General features: G+C 68.8%; 23 protein-coding genes. 9 read left to right on the top strand and 14 right to left on the bottom strand.

What is annotated here, in order from left to right:
• The first annotated feature begins 1 nt into the window (after window position 1).
• A complete protein-coding gene (locus Q0044_RS16860) occupies window positions 2-1,303 on the top strand; it encodes a nucleotide disphospho-sugar-binding domain-containing protein (protein WP_298163677.1) in 1,302 nt (433 codons plus the stop codon).
• Window positions 1,304-1,416: 113 nt separating this feature from the next.
• On the opposite strand, the gene mnmH is transcribed toward Q0044_RS16860, so the two are convergent.
• Together mnmH and selD are read right to left on the bottom strand one after the other, a co-directional pair.
• Window positions 1,417-2,475: a tRNA 2-selenouridine(34) synthase MnmH gene (mnmH, locus tag Q0044_RS16855; RefSeq protein ID WP_298163676.1), complete on the bottom strand. Its 1,059-nt coding sequence runs from the start codon at window positions 2,473-2,475 to the stop codon at window positions 1,417-1,419.
• The gene (gene selD / locus Q0044_RS16850; protein WP_298163675.1) at window positions 2,472-3,560 is read right to left on the bottom strand and encodes a selenide, water dikinase SelD; all 1,089 of its coding nucleotides are present in this window, start codon (window positions 3,558-3,560) and stop codon (window positions 2,472-2,474) included. The genes mnmH and selD overlap by 4 nt, the downstream gene beginning before the upstream one ends.
• 238 nt (window positions 3,561-3,798) lie before the next feature.
• Between selD and Q0044_RS16845 the strand changes: the two genes are divergently transcribed.
• The 5 genes from Q0044_RS16845 to Q0044_RS16825 all read left to right on the top strand — a co-directional run bounded on the left by Q0044_RS16845 (window position 3,799) and on the right by Q0044_RS16825 (window position 7,695).
• Window positions 3,799-5,037, top strand: a complete 1,239-nt coding sequence (locus tag Q0044_RS16845) for a TraB/GumN family protein (RefSeq protein ID WP_298163674.1) — start codon at window positions 3,799-3,801, stop codon at window positions 5,035-5,037.
• Window positions 5,038-5,114: 77 nt separating this feature from the next.
• Complete coding sequence (locus Q0044_RS16840) at window positions 5,115-5,780, top strand: glutathione S-transferase family protein (protein ID WP_298163673.1); 666 nt, start codon at window positions 5,115-5,117, stop codon at window positions 5,778-5,780.
• 48 nt (window positions 5,781-5,828) lie between these two features.
• Window positions 5,829-6,044, top strand: coding sequence for a hypothetical protein (locus tag Q0044_RS16835; RefSeq protein ID WP_298163672.1), 216 nt, complete (start codon window positions 5,829-5,831; stop codon window positions 6,042-6,044).
• 158 nt (window positions 6,045-6,202) lie between these two features.
• Window positions 6,203-6,676 carry a transcription elongation factor GreA gene (gene greA, locus Q0044_RS16830; protein ID WP_298163671.1) on the top strand — a complete coding sequence of 158 codons (474 nt, stop codon included), beginning with the start codon at window positions 6,203-6,205 and terminating at the stop codon, window positions 6,674-6,676.
• Between the two features lie 47 nt (window positions 6,677-6,723).
• The gene (locus tag Q0044_RS16825) at window positions 6,724-7,695 is read left to right on the top strand and encodes a mitochondrial fission ELM1 family protein (RefSeq protein ID WP_298163670.1); all 972 of its coding nucleotides are present in this window, start codon (window positions 6,724-6,726) and stop codon (window positions 7,693-7,695) included.
• Here Q0044_RS16825 and Q0044_RS16820 read toward each other — a convergent pair.
• The gene (locus Q0044_RS16820) at window positions 7,654-7,956 is read right to left on the bottom strand and encodes a glycine zipper domain-containing protein (RefSeq protein ID WP_298163669.1); all 303 of its coding nucleotides are present in this window, start codon (window positions 7,954-7,956) and stop codon (window positions 7,654-7,656) included. The two genes, Q0044_RS16825 and Q0044_RS16820, sit on opposite strands and share 42 nt — an antisense overlap.
• A 70-nt stretch (window positions 7,957-8,026) precedes the next feature.
• On the opposite strand from Q0044_RS16820, the gene trxB reads away from it, so the two are divergent.
• Window positions 8,027-9,034 carry a thioredoxin-disulfide reductase gene (gene trxB / locus Q0044_RS16815; protein ID WP_298163668.1) on the top strand — a complete coding sequence of 336 codons (1,008 nt, stop codon included), beginning with the start codon at window positions 8,027-8,029 and terminating at the stop codon, window positions 9,032-9,034.
• A gap of 12 nt (window positions 9,035-9,046) precedes the next feature.
• On the opposite strand, the gene Q0044_RS16810 is transcribed toward trxB, so the two are convergent.
• The 4 genes from Q0044_RS16810 to Q0044_RS16795 form a co-directional block, all read right to left on the bottom strand.
• Window positions 9,047-9,454 (bottom strand): response regulator, encoded by a 408-nt coding sequence (locus tag Q0044_RS16810; protein WP_298163667.1) that lies wholly within the window; start codon window positions 9,452-9,454, stop codon window positions 9,047-9,049.
• Between the two features lie 52 nt (window positions 9,455-9,506).
• Window positions 9,507-11,042: a sensor histidine kinase gene (locus Q0044_RS16805; protein WP_298163666.1), complete on the bottom strand. Its 1,536-nt coding sequence runs from the start codon at window positions 11,040-11,042 to the stop codon at window positions 9,507-9,509.
• A gap of 86 nt (window positions 11,043-11,128) precedes the next feature.
• On the bottom strand, window positions 11,129-12,337 hold the full coding sequence (locus Q0044_RS16800; RefSeq protein WP_298163665.1) for a cell wall hydrolase: 1,209 nt from the start codon (window positions 12,335-12,337) through the stop codon (window positions 11,129-11,131).
• 99 nt (window positions 12,338-12,436) lie between these two features.
• On the bottom strand, window positions 12,437-12,916 hold the full coding sequence (locus Q0044_RS16795) for a Dps family protein (RefSeq protein ID WP_298163664.1): 480 nt from the start codon (window positions 12,914-12,916) through the stop codon (window positions 12,437-12,439).
• A 257-nt stretch (window positions 12,917-13,173) separates the two neighbouring features.
• Here Q0044_RS16795 and Q0044_RS16790 point away from each other — a divergent pair, with 257 nt between their 5' ends.
• Entirely contained in the window at window positions 13,174-16,389 is a 3,216-nt protein-coding gene (locus tag Q0044_RS16790) for a PAS domain S-box protein (protein ID WP_298163663.1), read from the top strand.
• Between the two features lie 67 nt (window positions 16,390-16,456).
• Here the strand turns inward: Q0044_RS16790 and Q0044_RS16785 are convergent, their stop codons facing one another.
• Window positions 16,457-16,816 carry a DUF6481 family protein gene (locus Q0044_RS16785; protein ID WP_298163661.1) on the bottom strand — a complete coding sequence of 120 codons (360 nt, stop codon included), beginning with the start codon at window positions 16,814-16,816 and terminating at the stop codon, window positions 16,457-16,459.
• Between the two features lie 228 nt (window positions 16,817-17,044).
• The gene (locus tag Q0044_RS16780; protein ID WP_298163660.1) at window positions 17,045-17,227 is read right to left on the bottom strand and encodes a hypothetical protein; all 183 of its coding nucleotides are present in this window, start codon (window positions 17,225-17,227) and stop codon (window positions 17,045-17,047) included.
• A gap of 547 nt (window positions 17,228-17,774) precedes the next feature.
• Between Q0044_RS16780 and Q0044_RS16775 the strand changes: the two genes are divergently transcribed.
• Window positions 17,775-18,800 carry a cell wall hydrolase gene (locus tag Q0044_RS16775; RefSeq protein WP_298163659.1) on the top strand — a complete coding sequence of 342 codons (1,026 nt, stop codon included), beginning with the start codon at window positions 17,775-17,777 and terminating at the stop codon, window positions 18,798-18,800.
• Here the strand turns inward: Q0044_RS16775 and Q0044_RS16770 are convergent, their stop codons facing one another.
• The 5 genes from Q0044_RS16770 to nadA form a co-directional block, all read right to left on the bottom strand.
• A complete protein-coding gene (locus tag Q0044_RS16770) occupies window positions 18,801-19,025 on the bottom strand; it encodes a hypothetical protein (RefSeq protein WP_298163657.1) in 225 nt (74 codons plus the stop codon).
• Window positions 19,026-19,077: 52 nt separating this feature from the next.
• Window positions 19,078-19,944, bottom strand: coding sequence for a carboxylating nicotinate-nucleotide diphosphorylase (nadC, locus tag Q0044_RS16765; protein ID WP_298163656.1), 867 nt, complete (start codon window positions 19,942-19,944; stop codon window positions 19,078-19,080).
• On the bottom strand, window positions 19,941-21,449 hold the full coding sequence (locus Q0044_RS16760) for an L-aspartate oxidase (RefSeq protein ID WP_298163655.1): 1,509 nt from the start codon (window positions 21,447-21,449) through the stop codon (window positions 19,941-19,943). The genes nadC and Q0044_RS16760 overlap by 4 nt, the downstream gene beginning before the upstream one ends.
• Window positions 21,446-22,288, bottom strand: coding sequence for a metalloprotease (locus Q0044_RS16755; protein WP_298163654.1), 843 nt, complete (start codon window positions 22,286-22,288; stop codon window positions 21,446-21,448). The genes Q0044_RS16760 and Q0044_RS16755 overlap by 4 nt, the downstream gene beginning before the upstream one ends.
• A gap of 199 nt (window positions 22,289-22,487) precedes the next feature.
• The gene (gene nadA, locus Q0044_RS16750; protein ID WP_298163653.1) at window positions 22,488-23,561 is read right to left on the bottom strand and encodes a quinolinate synthase NadA; all 1,074 of its coding nucleotides are present in this window, start codon (window positions 23,559-23,561) and stop codon (window positions 22,488-22,490) included.
• Window positions 23,562-23,758 lie beyond the last annotated feature (197 nt).

The following is a 23,758-nucleotide window of genomic DNA, read 5'->3' as shown; positions in this document are numbered from 1 at the left end:
CATGCCTCCCCGCATCATTCTCTGCACCGCAGGATCGCTCGGCGACCTGCATCCGTTCATCGCCCTCGGCGTGGCTCTGAAGGCCCGGGGTTTTCAGGCGGAGATCGCGACCTCGGTCGAATACGGGGCGAAGGTCGAGGCGGAGGGGCTGGTCTTTCACCGGGTCGGGCCGGGGGTGGCGCAGCTGAGCGCAGACCTCGGCATGGACCTGGCCGAAATCACCCGGGCCATCGCAAGGTCCGACCGGTTCCTGTTCGAGAAGGTGATGCTGCCCTATCTCGAGACCTGGACGCGCGAGGTCGAGGTCGTGGCGCGCGGGTCGAGCGCCGTCGTCGGGGCCACCTTCGCGGCGGGCGCGGCCATGGCCGCGGAAATGGCGGGCGTGCCCTACGTCTCGGCGGCCCTGCAGCCGACCGTGGTGTTTTCCGCCTATGACCCGCCCTTCCTGCCGCGCGCGCCCTGGCTGGCGCCTGCGACGTCGGGCGCGCGGCTGTGGCTGAACCGGGCGACGATCGGTCTGGCGCGGGCCAGCACCGATCCCTGGACGAAGCCGATCAACCGGGTGCGGGCCTCGCTGGGCCTGCCGGCGAGAAAGGCCAACCTGTTCTTCGACGGAGCGGCCAACGCCGATCTGGCGCTCGGCCTCTATTCGCCCCTGCTGAGCCCCGTCCAGCCGGATGCGCCGGCCGGGTTCGCGGTCACCGGCTACGCCGCTTATGACAGCGAGGCGGGCGGACCGGTCGTCATGCCGCGCGAGCTCGACCGGTTCCTCGACGCGGGATCGGCGCCGATCGTCTTCACCCTCGGCAGCGCAGCGGTGCTCATCCCGGGCGACTTCTATGTCGAGAGCCTGAAGGCGGCCCGGCGGATGGGTCGCCGCGCCGTCCTGCTGGTCGGGCCGGAGGGAGACCCCGGTGTCGCCGACGGGCCGGATGCGATCGCCCTGCCCTATGCGCCCTATTCGAAGCTGTTCCCGCGCGCAGCGGCCATCGTGCACCAGGGCGGGGTCGGGACGACGCAGCAGGCCCTGCGCGCGGGGCGGCCGCAAATGGTCGTGCCGTTCCTGGGGGACCAGTTCGACAATGGGGCGCGGATCGTGCGGCTGGGGTGCGGGGCGACCCTGAGCCGCCGCGCCTACCGGGCCGGGCGGGTCGCGACGGTGCTGGACCGGATGCTCGCCGATCCGACGCTGGTCGGGACCGCGACACGGCTGGGGGTCGTGGCGTCGCGCGAGGATGGAGCGGCGGTGGCGGCGGAGCGGATTGTGCAGATGTTTTCCCTCTCCAGGCGGGAGAGGGCTTGAGGCTCGCAGAGCGTTAGCGATGCGCCAGCCGAAAGGGTGAGGGGCAGCCCTCACCGGTTGGCACCAGCCCCTCACCCTTTCGCGCGAGAACGACGGCTATCGCCGCCGTGCGCTCAAGCCCTCTCCCGCCGGGAGAGGGTGTCAGAAATGAGATCCGCCGCGCGGTCGAGTTCCGCGTCCGACACCGCGGTCATCTCCACCCGCCCGATCACCGGCCGGTCGCGGCGGGCGGACATGCGGCGGTAGGCGGGGTCATAGTGTTCCGCGATCAGGGCGGCGGCGAGGTCGACCGTGCGGCCTTCATGGGCCATGGCCTTCCAGCCGGCGACCGTCTCCTTTGAATGGTGCGGCGGCAGGCGGCCGAGGGCAGTCTCCAGCGCCGCGACGTCGGCGGCGATGTCGGCGTAGACCCGGGCGGAGAAGGCGGCGCGCGCCTCGACCGGGGCCGACAGTTCGACGACGGAAGCGCGGCCCATGGCGGACCAGAGCGCGGGCGGCACGGTGCGGGCGCCGATGCGGCTGGACTCGGCCTCGACCACCACGGGCCGGGTCCGATCGAGGCCTTCGAGCGCTTCGTAGAGGCGGCTCTCGAACCATTTCTGGGACGGCTGGGCCTGGCCGGTCGCGCCGAACAGGGAGCCGCGATGGCCGGCCAGGCCTTCAAGGTCGATCGTCTGCACGCCCCGCTCCGCGAGACGGGGGAGCAGGGCCGTCTTGCCGGACCCGGTACCGCCGTCGAGCAGGACGACCGACCAGGCCGCCTCGCCGTAGAGGGTCGTCTGGACCTTGCGACGCCAGGTCATGTAGCCGCCGTCGAGCAGGGTCACCGGCCAGCCGATCTGGTCCATGACCGCGACCATCGCCCCCGACCTCTGGCCGCCGCGCCAGCAGTGGACCAGGGGGCGGAAGCTTCCGTCGCGATCCTTCAGGGCGCCGTCGAGATGGGCGGCGATGTTCCGCGCCACCTTGGCAGCGCCGATGCGGCGGGCGAGGAATTTGGACGACTGGACATAGATCGTGCCGATCTCGGCGCGTTCGTCATTGTCGAGGACCGGCAGGTTGATCGCGCCGGGGATGTGATCCTCGGCGAACTCGGCGGGGCTGCGGACGTCGATGATGGCGTCGAACCCGACGCGCGCTGCGGCCGACAGATCGGTCGTGCGCCGGATCAAACGACCCGCACCCCGGCGCCCTCGACGACCCGACCGACGACGGCGGCCTGGTCGAAGCCCGCCGCCCGGATCGTCGCCAGCACGGCGTCGGCGGCCCCGGCCGCGACGGCGACGAGCAGGCCGCCCGAGGTCTGGGGGTCGGTCAGGAGGTCCCGACGCCAGTCGTCGAACCCGGCCGGAAGGGTGATCGCCTCCCCGTACGAGGCCCAGTTGCGGCCGGAGGCGCCGGTGCGGACGCCGTCGCGGGCGAGGGCTTCGACTCCCTCCAGCAGGGGCGCGGCCCCCGCGTCGAGCTCCACCGCCAGACCGGAGCCCCGCGCCATCTCCAGCCCATGCCCCAGAAGCCCGAAGCCGGTCACGTCGGTCATGGCGTGGACATCCTCCGTCCCGGCCAGATCGGCGCCGACGGTGTTCAGCTTCGTGGTCGAGGCGATCAGGACGGCGTAGCCGCCCGCGTCCAGACGCTCCTGCTTGAGCGCCGCCGAGAGGACGCCGACGCCGAGCCCCTTGGTCAGGATCAGCACGTCGCCGACCTGGGCGCCGCGATTGGTCAGCACCCGGTCGGGATGGACGAGGCCGAGCGCCACAAGCCCGTAGATCGGCTCGACGCTGTCGATCGAATGCCCCCCCGCGACAGGGATGCCGGCCTCGGCGCAGACGCTCGCGCCGCCCGCCAGGATACGGCCGATGGTCTCCGTCGACAGGACGTTCACCGGCATCCCGACCAGGGCCAGGGCGAAGATCGGTCGCCCGCCCATGGCATAGACGTCGGACAGGGCGTTGGTCGCCGCGATCCGGCCGAAGTCGAACGGGTCGTCGACCACCGGCATGAAGAAGTCCGTCGTCGCTACCAGGGCCTGCTGGTCGTTCAGCCGCCAGACGGCCGCGTCATCGCTGGTCTCGGTCCCGACCATGAGGTTGGCGAAGGCGGCGGCCCGGGGCGTCTTCGACAGAATGTCGCGCAGGACGCCCGGCGACAGCTTGCAGCCGCAGCCGCCTCCGTGGGCCAGCGACGTCAGGCGGGGTTCGGGCGTGGTCATGGACCCGGTGTGGGCGAAAGCGGGCCGGGTTTCAATCTCGGTCAACCGCTGCCCTTTGCAGGCCGCAACGCCTGCCCACCTCGACGCGGTGTCCATGGTCCTGGCCCGTAAGGCCGCCGCCAGCGGCGGCCTTCGGCTATCGAGGGGCGGACCCAGGTTTGCCGGTCGGCAAGCCGGAGCGGGTTCACGGTATCCTACAGAAATTTAACCTGCCGCGCTGCGTCCAACTCAGGCCCTGGTCGCCTCTCCATCATACGACGCAGGTGTCGTATCGGGGGTTCCCATGATCAAGAGTTCGATTCTCGCAGGCGTGGCCGTGGCCGTGATGCTCTGCGCGTCGTCGGCCATGGCGCAGATGCCGCCACCGTTGCCCGCCGAGGCGCTGGTCGACCGCGCCGATCCGGCCAAGGTCGAGTGGTTGCGGGCCAATGTCGTGGCTGACGGACCGGTGACCGGCGGGCTGTCGTTCGACTTCCCGGCCGAGTTCTATCAGCAGAAACTGATCCTGCTCGGCGAGAGCCATGGGGTCGCGGCCCCCCAGGTACTGGACCTGGAGCTGCTGACCCTTCTCAACGCCCGTGCCGGCCTGACCGACTATCTGGCCGAGGTCGATCCAGTTCAGGGCGCGATGCTGAACCAATATCTTGAGACCGGTGACGAGGCAGTTCTGGACCGAGTGTTCGACTACTGGTCCGGCAGCGGTGCCCAGTGGGGCAATACCGCCTTCGAGGCCAAGGTGCGTGGCATCCGGGCGCTGAACCTGACTCTGCCAGCCGAACGGCGGGTGCGGATTCTGGGCATCGACGCGATCCAGGACTGGCCGCTGTTCGCGCAGTGGATCCAGGAGAAGGGCGGGACGGCCGACGCGGAGATGCTCGTCGCGGCGGCGGCAGACCGGGCCAATCCGGAGCCCCTGGCCGATATGGCCCTGGCGGCCGTCGCCTCCCTGACCACGCAGACGCCCGAGACCGCGCGCCTGTCCGGCGTGCTCGGCGACCTGCGCGCCAAGGCTGGACGCGAGGCGACGATCTTCAACACCTACAGCCGAGCGGTAACCTCAGGCGAGCTCGGCGACCGGCCCGCCTATGGGCTGTGGGGCCTGTTCCATATCATGCAGTCGGGCGTGAATGGTGCCCGCTCGTTCGCCGCGCGGGTGAAGGCCTCAGACCTGCCCGCCGCCCGGGCGATGAGCAGCATTATCGTCCTGTCGCTGGAAAGCTGGGTACAGATCCCCGCACCGACGCCGCAGGGCGTGCAACGGATGCGGCTCAACATGCTCAACATCGACGGCCCCTATGTGATGGTCCAGGGAGCCGCGACCCTGAAGGCGGCCAGTGAGCCGGGGCAGATCACCCTGTTCAACCCGCGCGCAGCCGGCTCTCCGCTGGCCGGCGGCGACTTCATGAACATCCAGTCGTCGGTCCAGCGTTTCGCGCTGGATGAACCCAACGCCCCGATCGACTCCTATGTCCAGTATGTCGGCGTGTTCCGGGGATCGGACTGGGCCGCCCCGCGCGAGTAGATGCACGCGTTGACGCCGGGCTTGCCCTCCCCGGCGTCAACACCGCTAGGATGTGCCAAACCTAGGGGAGAGCCGCAATGATCATCGTCCACCACCTGAACAACTCCCGCTCGCAGCGCGTGCTGTGGCTGCTGGAGGAGATGGGCCTCGACTATGAGGTGAAGCGTTACGAGCGGAACGCCGACACGATGCTGGCCCCGCCCGAGCTGCGCGCCATCCATCCGCTCGGCAAGTCGCCGGTGATCCAGGACGGAGACATCATCGTCGCGGAGACCGGGGCGATCATGGACTATCTGCTGGAGACCTATCCGGGGCACGGGCTGAAGCCGACGGCGGGGACAGCGGCCGGGCGGCGCTTCACCTACTGGCTCCACTATGCCGAGGGGTCTGCGATGACGCCCCTGTTGCTGAAACTGGTGTTCGGCGCCCTTCCGACCCGGTCGCCGGGCCTGGTGCGGCCTCTGGTCAAGGCGATCTCGAACAAGGCGCAGACGAGCTTCATCGATCCCCAGATCGCGGCCCACACCGCCTATTGGGAAGGCGAGTTGTCGAAATCGGCCTGGTTCGCCGGCGACGCCTTCTCGGCCGCCGACATCATGATGAGCTTCCCGCTGGAGGCCGGAGCCAGCCGCGCCCCCTACGGGCCGGACAAGCCGAAGCTGAAGGCCTTCCTGCAGACGATCCACGCGCGGCCGGCCTATCAGCAGGCGCTGGAGCGGGGCGGCCCCTACGCCTACGCCTGACGCATCGTCGGCATCGCAACCGGCCGGGGCTGAGTGCGTTCATCGGCCATGCAATTGAAGAACATCCAGATCGCGGCCGGCCTCGGCGCGGCCATCGCCTTCCTCCTGGCCTTCATGGCGGCGGGCGCGATGTTGGCGTCCCTGCTGTTCGCCCTGATCGGGGCCCTGCTGATCGCCTGGATCGTCTACGGTCTGGCCAGGACGATGCTCGATCGTCGGCTGTCGCACGGTCGTCACCCAGCCGTGCGACCTCCTGCAGGTTGATCCGGCGGGCCTGTTCCCGGTCGGACCTTGAGTTTCCGCGCCGGGCGCCCTAGCATCTTCGGCCGGTCGCGCGCGCCCAGCGACCAGCGTATTCGCCAGAGTTTCTCTTAAGTCCCCTCTCCGGTTTACCGGGCGACAAGTCAGAAAATCACGACCACATGGAAAAAGTGCCGATGACGGCCGAGGGTTACCGCTCCCTCGACGATCAGCTTAAGCAATTGAAATCGGTGGAACGTCCCAGCGTCATCGCGGCGATTTCAGAGGCCCGCGAACACGGCGATCTGTCGGAAAACGCCGAGTATCACGCCGCCAAGGAACGCCAGGGCTGGATCGAAGGCTCGATCGCCGAGATCGAGGACAAGATCAGCCGCGCCCAGGTCATCGACGTGACCAAGCTCAGCGGCGACCAGGTCAAGTTCGGCGCCACGGTCACCGTGGTGGACGAGGACACCGAGGAAGAAGGTCGCTATCAGATCGTCGGCGAACATGAGGCCGACGTGAAGCAGGGCAAGATCTCCATCTCCTCGCCCATCGCCCGCGCCATGATCTCCAAGGCCGTCGGCGATACCGTCGAGGTGAACACTCCCGGCGGCGTCAAGGCCTACGAAATCCTCAAGGTCGAGTGGAAGTAGGGCCAGGCCCTCTTCGTATCGCGGTCGTCTCGGACGGTCGCACCGGCATGGAAAATCAGGCGCTCGGTCTCGCCGGGGCAGTCGCGCGCCTGACTCCGTCCATCATCGACATCCGGCGCGTGAAGTGGCGGCCGTCGTTCGACTGGCTGCCGGTCGGACTGAAGGCGCAGTGGATGCTGGCGTCAGAAGCGCCCTTCCCCGCCGACGGTGAGACCTGGCCGGATCTGTGGATCGCGACGGGGCGTGCGACCCTGCCCCTGTCGCTGGCCGCACGGCGGCTGAGCGGCGGGAGAACCTTTGTCGTCCAGACCCAGGACCCGCGGCTCGATCCCGCGCTGTTCGACAGGGTGGTGGCCCCGGCCCATGACGGGCTGACCGGCGCCAATGTCGTCTCGATCACGGGATCGCCGCACCGGATCACGTCGCAGATCCTGGCCGAGGCCGCGCCCGCCTTCGCCGGGCGGCTGGACCCCCTGCCCCATCCGCGTGTCGCTGTCCTGATCGGAGGGCGGTCGAAGGCCTTTGACCTGACCCCGGATCATGCCGGCCTGCTGGCCGACAGGATTGCGCAGGCCGTTCGGACCTCCGGCGGCTCGTTGATGCTGACCTTCTCGCGACGCACGCCCGAGCCGGCGAAGGCGGTGATGACTGAAAGGCTTCAGGCCCTGCCCGGCTGGCTCTGGGACGGCGAGGGGCCGAACCCGCTGTTCGCCTTCCTGCACGCGGCCGACCACGTCCTCGTCACCGAGGACAGCGCCAATATGGCGGCCGAGGCCGCCTCCACCGGCAAGCCGGTGCACGTCCTGCCCATGGTCGCCCTGAAGCCGCCCGGAAAGTTCGCCCGGCTGCATGCCGATCTCGTCGCCCGTGGAGCGGCCCGACCGTTCGACGGATCGCTGGAGACCTGGACCTATTCACCGCTCGCGGAGACAGAGCGCGCCGCGCGCGAAGTCCTCAAGGCGATGGGCCGCCAGGCGTCAGTCCCCGCCGCCGCCTCCACCGTCCCCGCCGCCGTCTGACCCGCCGTCGTTGTCAGATCCGTCATTGTCCTTCGAACGGCCGCCGCCGTCGCCGGCGATCATGACGGAGCCCCCGTCGCCGTCGCCCTTCCGCTTCGCCTTGCCGCCGGCGTCCGCCGCAGCGCCGACGGCGAAGCCAAGGGCGATCCCGAGACCGATCCCGAGCGCCAGGTTTCCCAGGGCGACGCCCAGGCCCGCGCCGATCGCCACGCCCAAAGCGAGCCCTATGCCGATGAAACTCCGTCCCGGTTGGGTAGCCATGTCGCATCCTTCCACGATTTCCGTCGTGCCTGACATCGCACAGGGCGGAATCAACGACTAGATAGCACCTATGAGCACTCCGAGAACGATCCGCGTCGCCATCATCGGCTCCGGCCCCGCCGGCTGGACCGCCGCCATCTATGCGGCCCGGGCCAACCTGAACCCGGCGGTGATCGCCGGCATCCAGCCGGGCGGCCAGCTGACCATCACCACCGACGTGGAGAACTATCCGGGCTTCGCCGAGGCCATCCAGGGGCCCTGGCTGATGGAGCAGATGAAGGCCCAGGCCCTGCACGTCGGGACCGAGGTGATCGAGGATATCGTCGTGTCCTGCGACCTGTCGCAGCGCCCGTTCCGACTGAAGCTCGACAGCGGGACCGAGCTGCTGGCCGAGACGGTCATCATCTCCACCGGCGCCCAGGCCAAATGGCTGGGGCTGGAGAGCGAGCAGAAATACCAGGGCTTCGGCGTCTCGGCCTGTGCGACCTGCGACGGCTTCTTCTATCGCGGCAAGAACGTGATCGTCGTCGGCGGGGGGAACACGGCGGTCGAGGAGGCGCTGTTCCTGACCAATTTCGCCGCCAAGGTGACGGTCGTCCACAGGAAGGACGAGTTCCGCGCCGAAAAGATCCTGCAGGACCGTCTGTTCGCCAATCCGAAGGTCGAGGTGATCTGGGACCATGCGGTCGACGAGATTCTGGGCCAGTCGGACGGCATCGCCTCCAACGTCACCGGCGTTCGGCTGAAGCACGCCAAGACGGGAGCGACGCAGGAGGTCCAGGCGGACGGCGTCTTCATCGCCATCGGCCACGCGCCGTCGTCAGAACTCTTCAAGGGCCAGCTGGAAACCAAACAGGGTGGCTATCTGGTGGTGAAGCCCGGCACGACCTCGACCAATGTCGAAGGCTGCTACGCCGCCGGCGACGTCACCGACGACGTCTACCGACAGGCCGTCACGGCGGCCGGGATGGGCTGTATGGCTGCCCTGGAGGCCGTACGGTTCCTCGCCGAGGAAGATCACGCCAAGGCGCACCACCCGATCAGTCACCGCGAGGCGGAGAAGATCGGGGTCTGGTGAAATCCGGACCTGCTAGCCGAAGAGCTGGAGTTCCGGGGGCGCGTATTCGACCGGGCGGCCGGCGCGGCGGCGGAGGGCGTAGTCGACCGCGGTCTGGACCGCGCGTTCGTCGGTCGGCTTTGACAGCACGCCGATGGTCCCGGCCACACCCTCGCGAAGCATGCCGGGATTGGCCGTCATGAACAGGACGGTGACGCCCATCTCCTGGCCCAGCTCACGGCCCAGGTCGATCCCGGTAGGACCGTCGGACAGGTGAATGTCGACCAGGGCCAGGTCGACATCGTTCTCTGACGCGGCGGAGCGCGCCGACCTGGCGTCCGCGGCGGTCGCCACGACCTCGTGACCCAGGTCCTCCAGCACGAAGCGGAGTTCCATGGCGACGAGCGCCTCGTCTTCGATGATCAGGATACGCGCAGTCATGGCCTTGTGTGTCGGTTACCGGACCTTTCGAACGCAGTGGCTTCCGTCCGGTTCATTTCTTTTTCAATGCGGCGCGTCGCCGCGAAAGCGCCGTAGCGGGGAGATCCGCCTTCAGAACCAACCCCCCCGGCGCCCACCTTCGTTCCAGCTTTCCGCCCAACTGACCTTCGACCGACAAGGTCGCCAGCGCCGTTCCGAACCCTTGCCGGCCAGGTCTTTCGGGAACGGGCGGGCCGTCTTGCTCGGTCCAGGTCAGGGTGAACCGGTCGCCCTCATTGCAGGTGCGCAACAGGACCTGACCGCCCGGAACCGACAGGGCGCCGTATTTGGCGGCGTTGGTCGCCAGTTCGTGGAACAGCAGGGCGACCGAGGTTGCCGCCTGGTCGTCGAAGGTCGCGTCGTCGCCCTCGATGAGGACGCGCGACCCGCCCGCCGCGTCGACATAGGGTTTGAACAGGGCGTTCAGGAAGGCGTGCAGGGTCGTATCGCTGATCAACGGCCGGGAGACCTCTGAATGGGGCCGGACGAACTCGTGAGCGCGGGCAAGGGCGTTGATCCGGTCGCGCACGCTTCCGGCGAAGGCCCTGGCCTCCGGGTGCTCGCGCGCGGACAGGGCGATCAGGGACGAAACCACGGCGAAGATGTTCTTGATCCGGTGACTCAGTTCCTGGCTGAGCAGGTCCTTGCCCTCCTCCGACCGCTTCAGCTCCTCGATATCGGTGCAGGTGCCGAACCAGCGAATGATCTCACCGACCTCGTTCCGGATCGGCGTCGCGCGGCCCAGGGCCCAGCGATAGACGCCGTCCGCGCGACGCAGTCGGTACTCGATCTCGTAGAGGTCGCCGGTCTCCAGCGAATGGTTCCAGACCTCGCGGGCCCGCGCCTGATCATCGGGATGGAACATGCCGTTCCAGCCCTCGCCGTCGGTCGAGCCGACCGGCACGCCGGTGAACTCGTACCAGCGGGCGTTATAGTAGTCGTGAAATCCGTCGGGCAGGGTCGACCAGACCATCTGGGGCATGGAATCGGCGATGGCGCGGAACTTGGCCTCGCTGTCGGCCAAGGCGTGAACGCCTTCTTCGCGCTCGCGGATGGCGCGCCGCAGCTCCAGCTGCGCCATGACCTGCCCGGCCAGAACCTCGAGGGTCTCGGCCTGGATCGGCGTCAACCCCTCGGGACGGGCCCGGGTGTCGAGGACGCACAGCGTCCCAAGCGCATGACCGTCAGGGCTCTTCAGGAGCCGGCCTGCATAGAACCGGAGACCCGTGTCGCCGGCGACCAGCGGGTTGCCGTCGAACCGGCTGTCGCGGGTTGCGTCCGGAATGACCATGCCGTCGTCCCGCAGCAGGGCATGGGCGCAGAATGAGCTATCGAGCGGGGTCTCCCGGACGCCGAGGCCGGTCTCTGCCTTGAACCACTGCCGGCCCTCGTCGATCAGATTGACGACCGCGATCGGCGCATCGCAGATCCTGGCGGCCAGCTGGACGATATCCTCGAAGGCCTGCTCCGGCTCCGTATCGAGGATTCCGTAGGATCGCAGCGCGCCGAGCCTCTCGGCTTCATTCCAGGGCAGGGCTGCGGCGGTCAAACGGAACTCCAGGCGGGGCCGTGTGCCCGGTGCGCAATGTAAATGCGCAATGGCGACCGGCGTTGCACGCGCGAATGAGCGGGGCTTCAGTTGGCCGGCCGGCCGACCTCTTCGACGTCCATGACCGTAACGCCCGCCGGAGCGGCGGCAGGTGTCGGGGCGGCGATCGCCGGGGCCTCGAAGGCCTGGAGGCGGGCGTTGATGGCCGCGATATCAGCCGCCGTCGCCTGACGACGTCCGCCCAGGCTGGCCACGCCCACCACCCGGGTCTGGCCGTTGATCTCGACGGTGCGAAGGTTCATCCCGCCCTCGGCCAGGACGGTGGCGTCGTCAGGTCCGGCCTCGCCCGTGGCTGCGGAGGCCGTGATCATGCGCGGGCGCGCGAAGCGCGCTTCGTCGATGGTCGGCTCACGTCCGGCATAGGTCTGTTTGAAGGCGGCGGTCTCCCCGGCCAGCCCCTTCCAGCGGTAGAAGATATGGGCCCCGATCTGGGTGATCTTGCCGAGGGTCGGCGCCCACCAGGGGTGGACGTAGTCGGCGTGATAGTGGGTCGCGGTGCCGACCCTGGTCGCGACGTATCCGGACAGAGCCCGCTCGGCCACGATCCGGGCGCGGTTCCAGGCCCAGCCGACCGGCGCCTGGGACAGGGCGCCGTCGCAGGTGAAGCTGAACTGGCAGCCCGTGGTCCGCTCGGCGCCTTCGAAAACGACGCCGCACACTGTGTTGGGATAGTTGGGATCGCGGACCCGGTTCAGGATCACCTGGGCGACCGCTTCCTGACCCTCGGTGCTTTCCAGCGCCGCTTCGTAATAGACGCCCTGAGTCAGGCAGCGCAGCGCCCGGGCGCGATCGGCCGGGGTCGCGGCGTTCAGGACGAAGGGCGCGGCGGGACGGAGCGCGCCGATCGCGGCGGGCATGGCGGCGTTGCGCTTCTGCGCATCCAGCCCGTTGACGCCCAGTTCCAGTGTCGGCCGTCCGGCGAGGGTCAGGCTCTCCCAGCCGGGGGTGAGCCCCAGCAGGGCGGCGCGTCGCTCGTTGGGATCGAAGCGGATCGCCAGCGCCAGCTGGGCCGGGTCCATCCGCGCGCTGAGAGCCGCGAGACCGCGCGTGGACAGGTCGCCCTGGGTGACGCGCGCCACGGCCTCGGCCGTGCGATCTCCGGCAGGACGCACCGTCGAGCTCGCCGCCATCGCCACGCCGAGCGCCGCCACCGCCGCAGGGGCCGCTGCGGCATAGCGGCGGGCCAGGGTCTTCACCCTGTGCCAGTCGACGGACGTGATCGAGAAACGCGTCATTCTTATCCGGGCTATCGACGCCGAAACGCCGTGTAGCAGGGTCTCTGGTCCCGCAACACGGCGCTTTTCAGGCCACGGATTACGGTTCGGTGAGGCGGATCAGCGGCCGCCGAGAGTCGAACGCAGCATCCAGGCGAACTTCTCATGCGCCGCCAGACGCTGGGTGAGAAGATCAACCGAGACGTCGTCGCCCTCCTCGTCCGCCGCCTTGAGGGCTGTGCGGCAGGTGGCGATCAGGGTCTCGTGATCCTTCATCAGTTCGTTGAGCATGGCCGGCGCATCCTTGTCCGGATCGCCGTCCTTGATCGACGTCAGATTCGCAAAGGTGGAATGGGCCTGGGGCGCGAACTCGCCCAGGGCGCGGATCCGCTCCGCGATCTCGTCCAGCGCCGCCCAGATGTCGCGGTACTGCTGTTCCAGCAGATTATGCAGAGTGAAGAACTCGGGACCCCGGACGTTCCAGTGATAGCCATGCGTCTTCAGATAGACGGCGAAGCTGTCCGCCAGGACCTTGGACAGCTCCTGCGCCACCTCGCTGCGCTCCGCGCTGGTCAGGCCGGTGTGGATTGTTGCGGTCATGCTTGCTCCTTTGGCGACAGTCTCTATTCGTCTGGCAGGTAGGCGTTCCAGCCTCCATCGCCAAGGCCTGCCCTCCGTCACATCGGGCATGCCGTTTCTGGAACGCAAGACACGGAAAAGCGTTGCCGTTTTTCGCGCCAGCGCGAGCCGGGGGTTGTTGATTGGGATTCAGTGCGTTGGTCGGTCGTATGCTGGAGCCGGATATTGTCCTGGCCCGGCTTGCGCGCGCGCCGAAGCGACCGTGGTGGCGAAACGCCTTGACCGGACTGGCCTTCGCCGCCGCCGGACTGTTCGTGCGCTGGGCCGGCCAGGGCTTTTATGGCGAGGTCACGGGATTCATCATTCTGTTGCCGGCGGTGATCCTGGCGGCCCTTACCGGCGGGCGGGTCGCGGGCGTCGTTGCGACCGCGGCCTGCCTTCTGGGAGGCTGGGTCATCGCCGGGCCGGCAGCCTTCGGGTTCGGCGTCGCCACCCCCGCAGGCCGGGTCGCCACGGTCAATTTCATCATCGTGGGCGGCTTCGTAACCATCGTGGCCGCCTCCCTCCGCAAGAGTCTCGCCCGGCTCGAAGAGACGGTCGCGGCGCTCGAGATTTCGCAGGACGCGCTGCGGCGAAACGAGGCCGAACTGAGCGCCATGGTCGACCAGGCGGCGGCAGGCATCGTCAAGGTCGGAATGGACGGTGCCGTGATCAGCGCCAACGCCCGCTTCGCCGAACTCCTGGGCCAGACCCAGGCCTCCGTCGTCGGACTGACGACGCGCGGCGTCAGCCATCCCGACGACATCCAGCCGACGATCGACCTGTTGTCCGATGTCCTGGCCGGCGGCGACGGCGGTCAGCTGGAGAAACGCTATATTCGCCCGGACGGCACGGTGGTCTGGGCTCTGACCAGCCTTCGGGCGCTGCGCGACGATGACGGCGCCCAGTCCGGCTACATCGCCGTCACCGTGGACATCACCGACGCCAAGGTCGCCGAGTCCGCCTTGCGCGAAAGCGAGGCCCGCTTCCGACTGATGGCCGACACGGCGCCCTCCCCCGTCTGGCTGACCAATGCCGAGGGCGAGGTGGAGTTCGTCAACGCCGCCCTGGTCGAGTTCTACGGCAAGCCCCGCGAGACCTGCATGGGCCACGTCTGGAAGGCCTCGATCCACTCTGACGACCTCGCCGAGGTCAACGCCACCCAGGAGGAAGCGCGACCCCGTTTCCTGCCCTACGGCTTCGAATGCCGGTTCCTGCGCCACGACGGTGTCTGGCGCTGGATGCGGGTGTCGGTGAACCCCCGGTTCGATGGCGAGGGGGTGTTCCAGGGCTATGTCGGCCTGTCGTTCGACGTCACCACGACCCGCGAGGCCCTGGACGCCCTGGCTGAGCAGGAACGCCGCCAGCGCTTTCTGCTGGAGTTGTCCGACGGTGTCCGCGAGCTGAACGATCCCGAGGCGATCATGGACCACGTCCAGAGCGTGCTGGGACGGATGCTGGGGGTGAACCGGGTCGGTCACGGAGAACTGCGGCGGAACCGGGATGTCTTCGAGATCGCGCGCGACTGGACCGAAGGCGCCGGCAGTCTGGAAGGAGCCCATCGGATCCGGAACTTCGGCGGCGAGGTGGATCGCGAACTGACGGAAGGCAAGACGATCGTGGTTCACGACGTCGCCCTGGACCCCCGCACCCGGGCGGCGGCGACCGCTTTCGAGGCGGTTCAGGTCGCTTCGTTCGTCACTGTTCCCATGATCCGTTCGGGCATCGTGCGGGCGTTTCTCCACGTCAACAGCACGCGACCCCGGACCTGGACGAGCGCAGAAGTCAGCCTGATCGAGGACGTGGCCGACCGCGCCTGGTCCGAGGTCGAGCGAACCCGCGCCCAGGCCGAGGTCCTGGAGAGCGAGGCCCGCTTCCGCGACATCGCCGACACCGCCCCGGTGCTGATCTGGGTGACGAAACAGGATCACAGCCGCGCCTTCGTCAACCAGGCCTACGTCGAGTTCATGGGCGGTGACTATGAGAGCGTTCGCACCGCCGACTGGCGCAGCTATATCCATGCCGACGATCATGACATGCTGGTTCGCAAGTCAATCGCCTCCAAGGCGACCGGAGAGCCGTTCTCGCTCGAGGGCCGCTTCCTGCGCCAGGACAACGAGTATCGATGGCTGAAGTCCTTCTCGCGTCCGCGCTTCGGTCCGGGCGGCGAGGTGGTCGGTTTCGTGGGCGTGGCCTTCGACGTCACCGATGCCCGCCGGGTCGAGCACGATCTGAAGCGGATCAACGAGCTGTTGGAAGACCGTGTCGGCGACGCCCTGGCGGAAAAGGCCAGGGCCGAGGCGGACCTGATGCACGCGCAGCGGATGGAGGCGGTGGGCCGGCTGACCGGCGGGGTAGCGCACGATTTCAACAACCTGCTGACCGTGGTCATCGGCGCCCTGGATCTGATCCTGAAGTCGCCGGAGGATGCCGGGCGCCGCCAGAAGCTGGGCGAGGCCGCCCTGTCCGCCGCGCGGCGCGGCGAGCGGCTGACCCACCAACTTCTCGCTTTCTCGAGGCGTCAGGCCCTGCGCCCCGAGGCCGTCGACATCAACGCCCTCATCCGTGAGAGCGACCCCCTGTTGCGTCGCGCCGTCGGAGAGGCGGTCGCCTACAAGCTCAAACTCCGTCGCGGCGGCGCCCGGGTCATTGTCGACCCGGCCCAGTTCGAGGCGGCCCTGCTGAATCTCATCGTCAACGCCCGCGATGCCGTGGCCGAGCGGGGCCAGACGGAGGGAGCCCGGATCACCGTCCAGACCCAGGCCTGCGAAGTCGAGGCCGGCGAGGTCGTCGAACTGGCCCCCGGCGACTATGTCTGTGTGACGGTCGCCGATACGGGGGCCGGAATGAACGCCGAGACCATGCAGCGGGTGTTCGAACCCTTCTTCACGACCAAGGCCGTCGGCAAGGGCACCGGCCTGGGCCTCAGCCAGGTCTACGGATTCGCGCGGCAGAGCGGCGGTGGCGTGAAGATCAGTTCGACCGTGGGCGCGGGGACGGAGATCCGCGTCTATCTCCCGCCGGCTCCCAGCGAGGACACTGCGCCGGATGCGGGCCAGCGCCGAGTCCCGGGCTCCGTGAAGGCCGGCCAGACCCTGTTGCTGGTCGAGGACGACATGGCCGTCGCCACCATCGCCATGGAACAGCTCCGGGGCATGGGTCTGCAGGTCGAGACCGCAGAGACCGCGGCCCAGGCCCTGGCCTTCCTTGAGCAGCGCCGCTTCGACGTCATGCTCAGCGACATCGTCATGCCCGGCGGCATGACCGGGATCGAATTGGCCCGCGCCTGCGCGACGCGCTGGCCGCAGATGTCGATCATCCTGACGTCAGGCTATGCGGGCGAAGACGTCGATCTGGCTCTCGCCGACGCGCCGTGGCCGTTCCTGCGCAAACCCTACTCCGGCGAACAGCTGCGTGAGGCGCTGGGCGATCTTCTGATAACGGTCGCCCGCTAACGACTTCGGCCCGCCGCGGGATCGCGACGGGCCGAACGGTCTCTTCGAAGCGGCGGGCGCCTGACGCCTATTTGCGCGCCTTGCGGGCGGCGTAGCGGGCGTCGCGGGCAGCCTTCTGCTCTTCCTTGGTAAGCTGCTTGCGCTCCTTGCGGGCGGCGCGCTTCTCGGCCTCCATGGCCTCCTCGGTCTCGCGTTCGGCGGCACGACGGGCTTCGTCGCGCTCGGCCTTGATGCGCCGCTCTTCGGCCTTGGCGGCTTCGTGCTGGAGGCGGAGGGCCTCCTTTTCAGCTGCGCGCTTCTCCGCCAGCTTGTCGAACTCGGGATCAGGCGCGGCGGCCTTGGGCTTGAACTTGGCCAGCAGGGCCTTCTTGGCCTCCTGCTGGGCGCTGATGCGGTCGTTGAAGCCGGTCTGTTTCAGATCTCTCATGCGGTCGGTCGGTCGTCCTTCGAGGGGTGGGCCCGTCGCCAGGGGCGAGGGCGGGGATCGCTACGGCGTCCGGGCGTCGGCAAAGCCGAAACGGAGCCGTAAATCAAGCGCGGAGGGCCCTTATTCGACGAACGAGGTCGTTCTTGGGCCGACCGTCGTCGCCGGGACGCACCCGCCAGGCGATCCCGCATACAGGCGTCGAAACCTTTCGCCCCCAGATCGCGCGGATCAATCCGGGCGAGCGGCGCCGGCTGCACCGCCCACGGCCGCGCCGACCGGCCCGGCCACAACAGCTCCGGCGATGGCGCCGGTCGCCGCGCGCTGTTCGGTGGTGTGACCACAGGCCGAAAGGGTCGTCGCACCCAGGGCGATGGCGGCGAGGGTTGTGGTCGTGACGATGGAACGGCGCATGGGATGGATCCTGATCCGGTTGAGGTCACGCCTCAACGCCGCCGGGCCGGCTGTGTTCCGCGACGGGTCGGCGCCACAGATCAGCATCGGCCACAGCGAGGCGCGAATACAATAGAACCTTTCTGGATGAGCATGCCTCGGCGACCTCAGGCCTTCCTCAAGTCTCGCTTGTGCAAACCGATACGGCATTCGGCTCAAAGTGGCTCGCCGTATGCCCAATTGGGGCGGCCGTCATCTGTATGAAACCTGAAATCCAGCCGCAATTGCTGCGCTGCAGCGACATCTTGCGAATCAAACACATTGAGGCCATAAACGGATGGCTTAAGGCCCATCCTTCGGCGGTCAGGCGTTCACCGACCTCCGATTCGCAAACCGGTTCGCGACAGTGTTTGTCGCCCGGTTCTGCAGACGACCCGGGGGCGACTTTTCCGCCCTGCTGAATAGGACGACGCCGTTGTTCCAATCCTCGCAACAGCGTGCGACATCGCATGCCGACCGTGCGGCCAGGATCAGGCCGATACAGGCGGCAGCGGCGTTCGGCGCGCTCGTGGGGTTGGGAATCGGCTGCGCCTATCTGGGGGGAACCGTCGCGCGTGCGACGACCGTCCGCGCCCAGGCCGAACGTCTCGAAGGCGCCACGGCCGCCGGCTTCACCGAGGAGGCGCTCGCGGCCGCTGCGGGCGGTCTGGACGCCAGCGCCCTGGCCATCGCCCGCCGCCACGATCCCTATACCGTCGCCGGCGGCGCCCAGCGCGATCGCCAGGCCGAGTTGATGACCGCGCGCCTCGAGCAGCTGCGCCCCGACAACGCCCGCGCCGACCTGCGCCGCGCCAGCCTGACCGACATTTCGGCCGCCGCCCGTCCGTTCCACATCAGCAACGCGCTGGACGCCTCACGCGATCTCGAATGCCTGACCCAGGCCGCCTATTACGAGGCGCGGGGCGAGGGTTCGGACGGCATGCGCGCCGTGGTCCAGGTCGTCCTGAACCGCGCCCGCCACCCCGCCTTCCCGCGCAGCGTCTGCGGCGTCGTCTTCCAGGGATCGGGCCGCCGCGTCGGCTGCCAGTTCAGTTTCACCTGCGACGGTTCGATGCGCGCACCGGTCAACCGCGCCGCCTGGAACCGGGCGCGCAGCGTCGCCTCCGCAGCCCTGTCGGGCGCGGTGTTCGCGGGCGTCGGCAACGCCACCTTCTTCCATACGACGGGCGTCTCTCCCTCGTGGCGCAACAGTCTGCTGCGCGTCAGCCAGGTCGGCAGCCACATCTTCTATCGCTTCGGCGGCCGCGCCGGGTCGTCCAACGCCTTCAGCTACGCCGCGCGCGGCTCGACCGGCTCGGACATCCAGCGTACCGTCTATGCCGGGATCGATCCGGCGGAGACCGTGCGCCAGGCCGGTCAGGCCATCGCCTACACCGCCCTGCTGGCCCAGGAGACCGCGTCCGGGTCCCAGGCGACGGAATCGACCGAGGCTCCCGCCACCGCCGCCGCGCCTGCCCCTCTGGCGACGCCGGCCTCCGCCCCGGCCCAGCCGGCCGCCGCGGACTCCGCGGCCGTCAGCGCACCCCAGGCCTGATCAGGCACCTCCGCGTTCCAGCACGTAGCGGACCGCGGTCAGGTTCCTGTTGAGATTCCCGAACTGTACCTGCGCCCCGGGATTGCCGTGCACGTCACCGGGTCGAGCCGTCTGCACGCCTGTTCCGACCTCGCGACGGACCACCAGCCCCGCATCCTCGACCGAGGTCCGATCGTGGCCGGCGAAGCTGCGTTGTTCCTCGGGAACCGTGGGGGTCCTGGCCATGGAAATTTCCTTCTGATCCGCGAAGAAAACCCCTCCGCGCCCGGCCTGTTCCTCAGAAGGCGTCGAGGCCGATGTCCAGAACCGGCGCCGAATGGGTCAGGGCACCGACCGAGATGACGTCCACCCCGGTCGCGGCGATGCCTCGGACGGTCGTCAGACCGACCCCGCCGGACGCCTCCAGAACCACACGATGCCCGCCGTCGCGCCGACGCGTCACCGCCTCGGCCAGTTCGGCATTGTCGAAATTGTCGAGCATGATGACGTCCGGTCCCTGCCCTTCTGCGACCAGGGCCAGGGCCTGATCGAACTGGGCCAGACCGTCGACCTCGAGCTCGATCTTCATCAGGTGGCCGGCCCCGGCCCTCGCCGCTGTCACCGCCTCGACCACCCCGCCGCAGACGACGACGTGATTGTCCTTGATCAGGATGGCGTCATCCAGGCCGAAGCGATGATTGAGCCCGCCGCCGCAGCGCACGGCATGTTTTTCGAGCGCGCGGAGCCCCGGCGTGGTCTTGCGGGTGTCGGCGATCCGCGCGCCGGTGCCGGCGACCGCCTCGACATAGGTCCGGGTCAGGGTAGCGATGCCGCACATCCGGCCCAGCAGGTTCAGCGCCGTCCGCTCGGCCGACAGGAAGGCGCGGGCGTCGGCCTCGATCTCGGCCAGGACGGCGCCCGCCTCGAAAGCCTCGCCATCCTTCAGGCGCAGATCGATCGAGGCCCTGGGGTCCATCTCCAGGACCGTCAGACGGACGCAGTCGATGCCGGCCAGCACGCCCGGCTTTCTCGCTGCGAACCTCGCCCGCATCCGCGCCCCCTCGGGAATGCAGGCGGCGGCCGTCACATCGCCCGCGCGGCCCAGATCCTCGGCCAGGGCCATACGGATCACGGGCAGGATCAGGGTGTCGGGAAGTCCGCTCATGCCGCCGCCGTCTGAAGGATGTCGCGCCGGATCCGCGTGTGCACCGGCGCAGCCGCCGTCTCCGGAAAGTCCGACCGGTAGTGACCGCCCCGGCTCTCATGCCGGGCCAGGGCCGCCTCGGCGATCAGCCGCGCGGCGACCAGGGCCGGTGGCGCGCCGTGGGCCGCCTCCAGTCGGTCGATCAGGGCGACCAGCCGCGTCAGGCCCGCTCCATCCCGCACCACGCCTGCATCCTCGCTCATCGCCGCGCGCAGTTCGGCATGGGCCGCCCCGGGCAGGTCGGCGACGACCCGGCCGACGACCACCGGTCCCTTGATCGAAGCCTGTGCGGCCGCCTCGCGGCCGGTCCGCCGACCGAAGGCCGCGGCCTCGAGCAGGGAGTTGGACGCCAGACGGTTGGCGCCGTGAACCCCGGTCGCCGCGCATTCGCCGACGGCGTAGAGGCCTGCGAGCGAGGTCCGTCCGTCCGGATCGGCCGCGATCCCGCCCATGTGATAATGGGCCGCCGCCGCCACCGGAATCGGGGTCAGGCGCGGGTCCAGACCGGCCCGCATACAGGCCGCGAACACCGCCGGGAATTCGGTCGGGAAATGCTCTCCGATCGCCGAACGCGCATCGAGGAAGGCGCCGCGTCCCGCCGCCCGCGCCGCATGCACCGCCCGCGCCACCACGTCGCGCGGCTTCAGGTCGGCATCGTCGGCCTCGCCCAGCAGGAAGACCCCGTCCCTGTCGATCAGCCGGGCGCCCTCGCCCCGGAGGGCCTCGGTCGCCAAGGGCATGGGGTCGAGCCCGACATCGATGGCCGTAGGGTGGAACTGCACGAACTCCGGGTCGAGGATTTCCGCCCCCGCCGCCCAGGCCAGGGCCATGCCCTCGCCCTTGAGCGCCACCGGGGTCGTCGTCGCGCCGAAGAGGCCGCCCGCCCCGCCGGTCGCCAGCACCACCGCCGGAGCCAGAACCTCGACGATACGGCCGCTCGGATGCTCGATCACGGCACCGCGCACGCGACCGGTTCCGTCCTGGATCAGGCCGCGCAGACGTGCATCCTCCCACACGGTGATGTGAGGCGCCGCCCGCACGGACGCGACCAGCGCCGACAGGATCGCCCGACCTGCGCCGTCGCCGCCGACGCGCGCCACACGCGCCATCGAATGGGCCGCCTCAAGACTGACGGAGAAGTCTCCGGCGGCGTCCCGGTCGAACGGTGCGCCGAGCGAGGCCAGCCATTCGACGGTAGCCTTGCCCTCGTCGGTCAGGACCTCGGCCGCGTGATGGTCGACCAGACCCGCGCCCGCCGCCTCGGTATCCTTCAGGTGCAGGGCCGGGTTGTCGGTCTTGGACAAGGCCGCCGCCACCCCGCCCTGGGCCCAGGCGCTGGAGGCGGCCTGCAGCAGGGGAGCCGGGCTGATCACGATCACAGGGGCAGGAGCCGCCGACAGGGCGGCCGAAAGCCCGGCCAGGCCTCCGCCGACGATCAGCGGGCCCTGGTGATGCATCCGGCTCATCGATCGAATCCGATGAAGCGCGCGGCGATGTCCAGGGCACCCTGGGGCGACCCATCCGCCAGCGGCAGCAGGACGCCGATGGCGGCCACGACGCACAGGGCACCGGTCAACAGGAACAGGACCAGCGACTTGCCCGCTTCGGGCCAGGTCAGCGTCTTCTCGCCCGGCCGCCAGGCACCGCGCCTCAGCGAGCCGAGCACGGCGATCGCAAGAAAGACGGCGAGGATGAAACGGCCCGTCGAGAGGCCCCACCAGACGGCCAGTCCGCCCATGGCGATCAGGGCGGCCTTCTCGATCATCGGATCGATGCGGGCGAGCACGGGGCCCAGCGCCTTGGATCCGTCCAGCGGCGGCGCGGGTGCGAGGTTCACCAGATTGATCATGGCGATGAAGAAGGCGCCCATCATCCAGGCGTCATCGCCCGTCGCGAACCACAGGCCGACGACGGGGATCAGGGCCAGAAGGCCGAACGCCGGTCCCGCCAGGGACACCAGCACCCCGTGCCATTCGCTTTCGGGATTGCGCTGGCCCCGCGCGAGACCGCCGAGAAAGGGGATGATGTAGATTTTCGCCGGTCCCATGCCGAGCCGGTTCATCGCCAGCACATGGCCGTACTCATGTACGAACAGGCCGAACAGGGCGGCGACCGCGACGACCCAGCTGCCGCTCATGACCCAGAGGAAGCCGCCGAGCAGGACCGTCGAGGCGATGGCCCAGGGCAGGCTCTGGCCCTTGTCGATGACCGGGGCGCCGGGGCTGGAGGGCGGGACGGCCGTCGTCGTCCGGGCGGGCGAAGGCGGAACCGATCCGTCGCGCGCGCCCCAGGGGCCGTCCGTCACGATCCTTCTCCCCTAGGGGGAGAAGGTGGCAGCCGCAGGCTGACGGATGAGGGGGCAGCCAAGCGCGGACCCGCCTTCGGCGATGGGAGCCAAGCAAACAGCCCCCTCATCCGTCTCGCTTCGCGAGCCACCTTCTCCCCCGCGGGGAGAAGGACGACCGCTCCGACTTTCATTCGAGCGACACTCGCCACGTAATGCATCAGATCAGCTCCACCGCGACGTGATGCTTCGCCTTGACCAGGTCGTAGCGGGCCGGGGTCGCGGGCGGCGGCAGGTCGATCATCCGCTGCACGGCGAGCACGGCCTTCGCGATCATCTCTTCCGGCACGGTGACCTCGAAGGTCATGTCGCGAAGACTGTCGCGGATGTTCTCGAGCGTGATCCGCTTCATATAGGGGCACATGTTGCACGGGCCGATGAAGTTCACCTCGGGCACGTCGCCCTTGATGTTGGCGGCCATCGAACATTCGGTGATCAGCACGACCTGTTTCGGCTTTTTCGACATCACATAGTCGGTCATCGCCGCCGTGGATCCAGCGAAGTCGGCGGACGCAAGGACGTCCTCCGGACATTCCGGGTGGGCCAGGATCTGGGCACCGGGATAGGCCTCGCGCATCTCGGCGATGTCGGCCCCCGTGAACCGCTCGTGCACGATGCAGCGGCCCTTCCACGCGATGATGCCGACCGTCGTCTGGGCCGCAACGTTGCGCGCCAGGAACTCGTCGGGGATCAGGATGACGCGATCGACGCCCCACTCCTTCGCCGCCCATTCCACCACCTGGACGGCGTTGGCCGAGGTGCAGCAGATGTCGGTCTCGGCCTTCACATCGGCCGTGGTGTTCACATAGGTGACGACCGGCAGGCCCGGGTATTTCTGCTTGATCAGCCGCACGTCGGCGCCCGTGATCGCCTCGGCCAGCGAGCAGCCCGCCTTCAGGTCGGGGATCAGCACGGTCTTCTCAGGCGACAGGATCTTCGAGGTCTCGGCCATGAAGTGCACGCCCGCCTGGACGATCACCTTCGCCTTGGACTTCGCGGCCTCCTTGGCCAGCCCCAGGCTGTCGCCGACATAGTCGCCGACGCCGTGGAAGATGTCCGGCGTCATATAGTTGTGGGCGAGGATGACGGCGTCCCGCTCCTTCTTGAGCAGATTGATCTCGTGGATCAGCCGGGCCTGTGCAGGCCATTCCATCGGGGTGACGAACTCTTTCACCTTCTCCCAGACGGGAGCGGTTTCGGCGGCCAGTTCCGGCGACAAAACGGCATGCGCCATCGACGTCTTCTCCTCGGCGATCTCGGTCGCCTCACCCTTATGCTCAATATTAGCATAAGTCCGGACAAGATAGGCCTGTGACGAAGGGATGCAAGAGGCCGGGCGGTCAAATCGCACGCCCTCAAGGCCATGCGCACACGCCCGGCGGGCCGGGGCATCAGGACGATTTTGGGGGACATTCTGTCTCAAATGTCTAT

The organism is Brevundimonas sp., from assembly GCF_027484365.1.
In the GTDB taxonomy this organism is placed as follows: Bacteria; Pseudomonadota; Alphaproteobacteria; order Caulobacterales; family Caulobacteraceae; genus Brevundimonas.
Note: the sequence above shows the minus strand (reverse complement) of the source record. Positions and strands in the feature narration are given on the sequence as shown.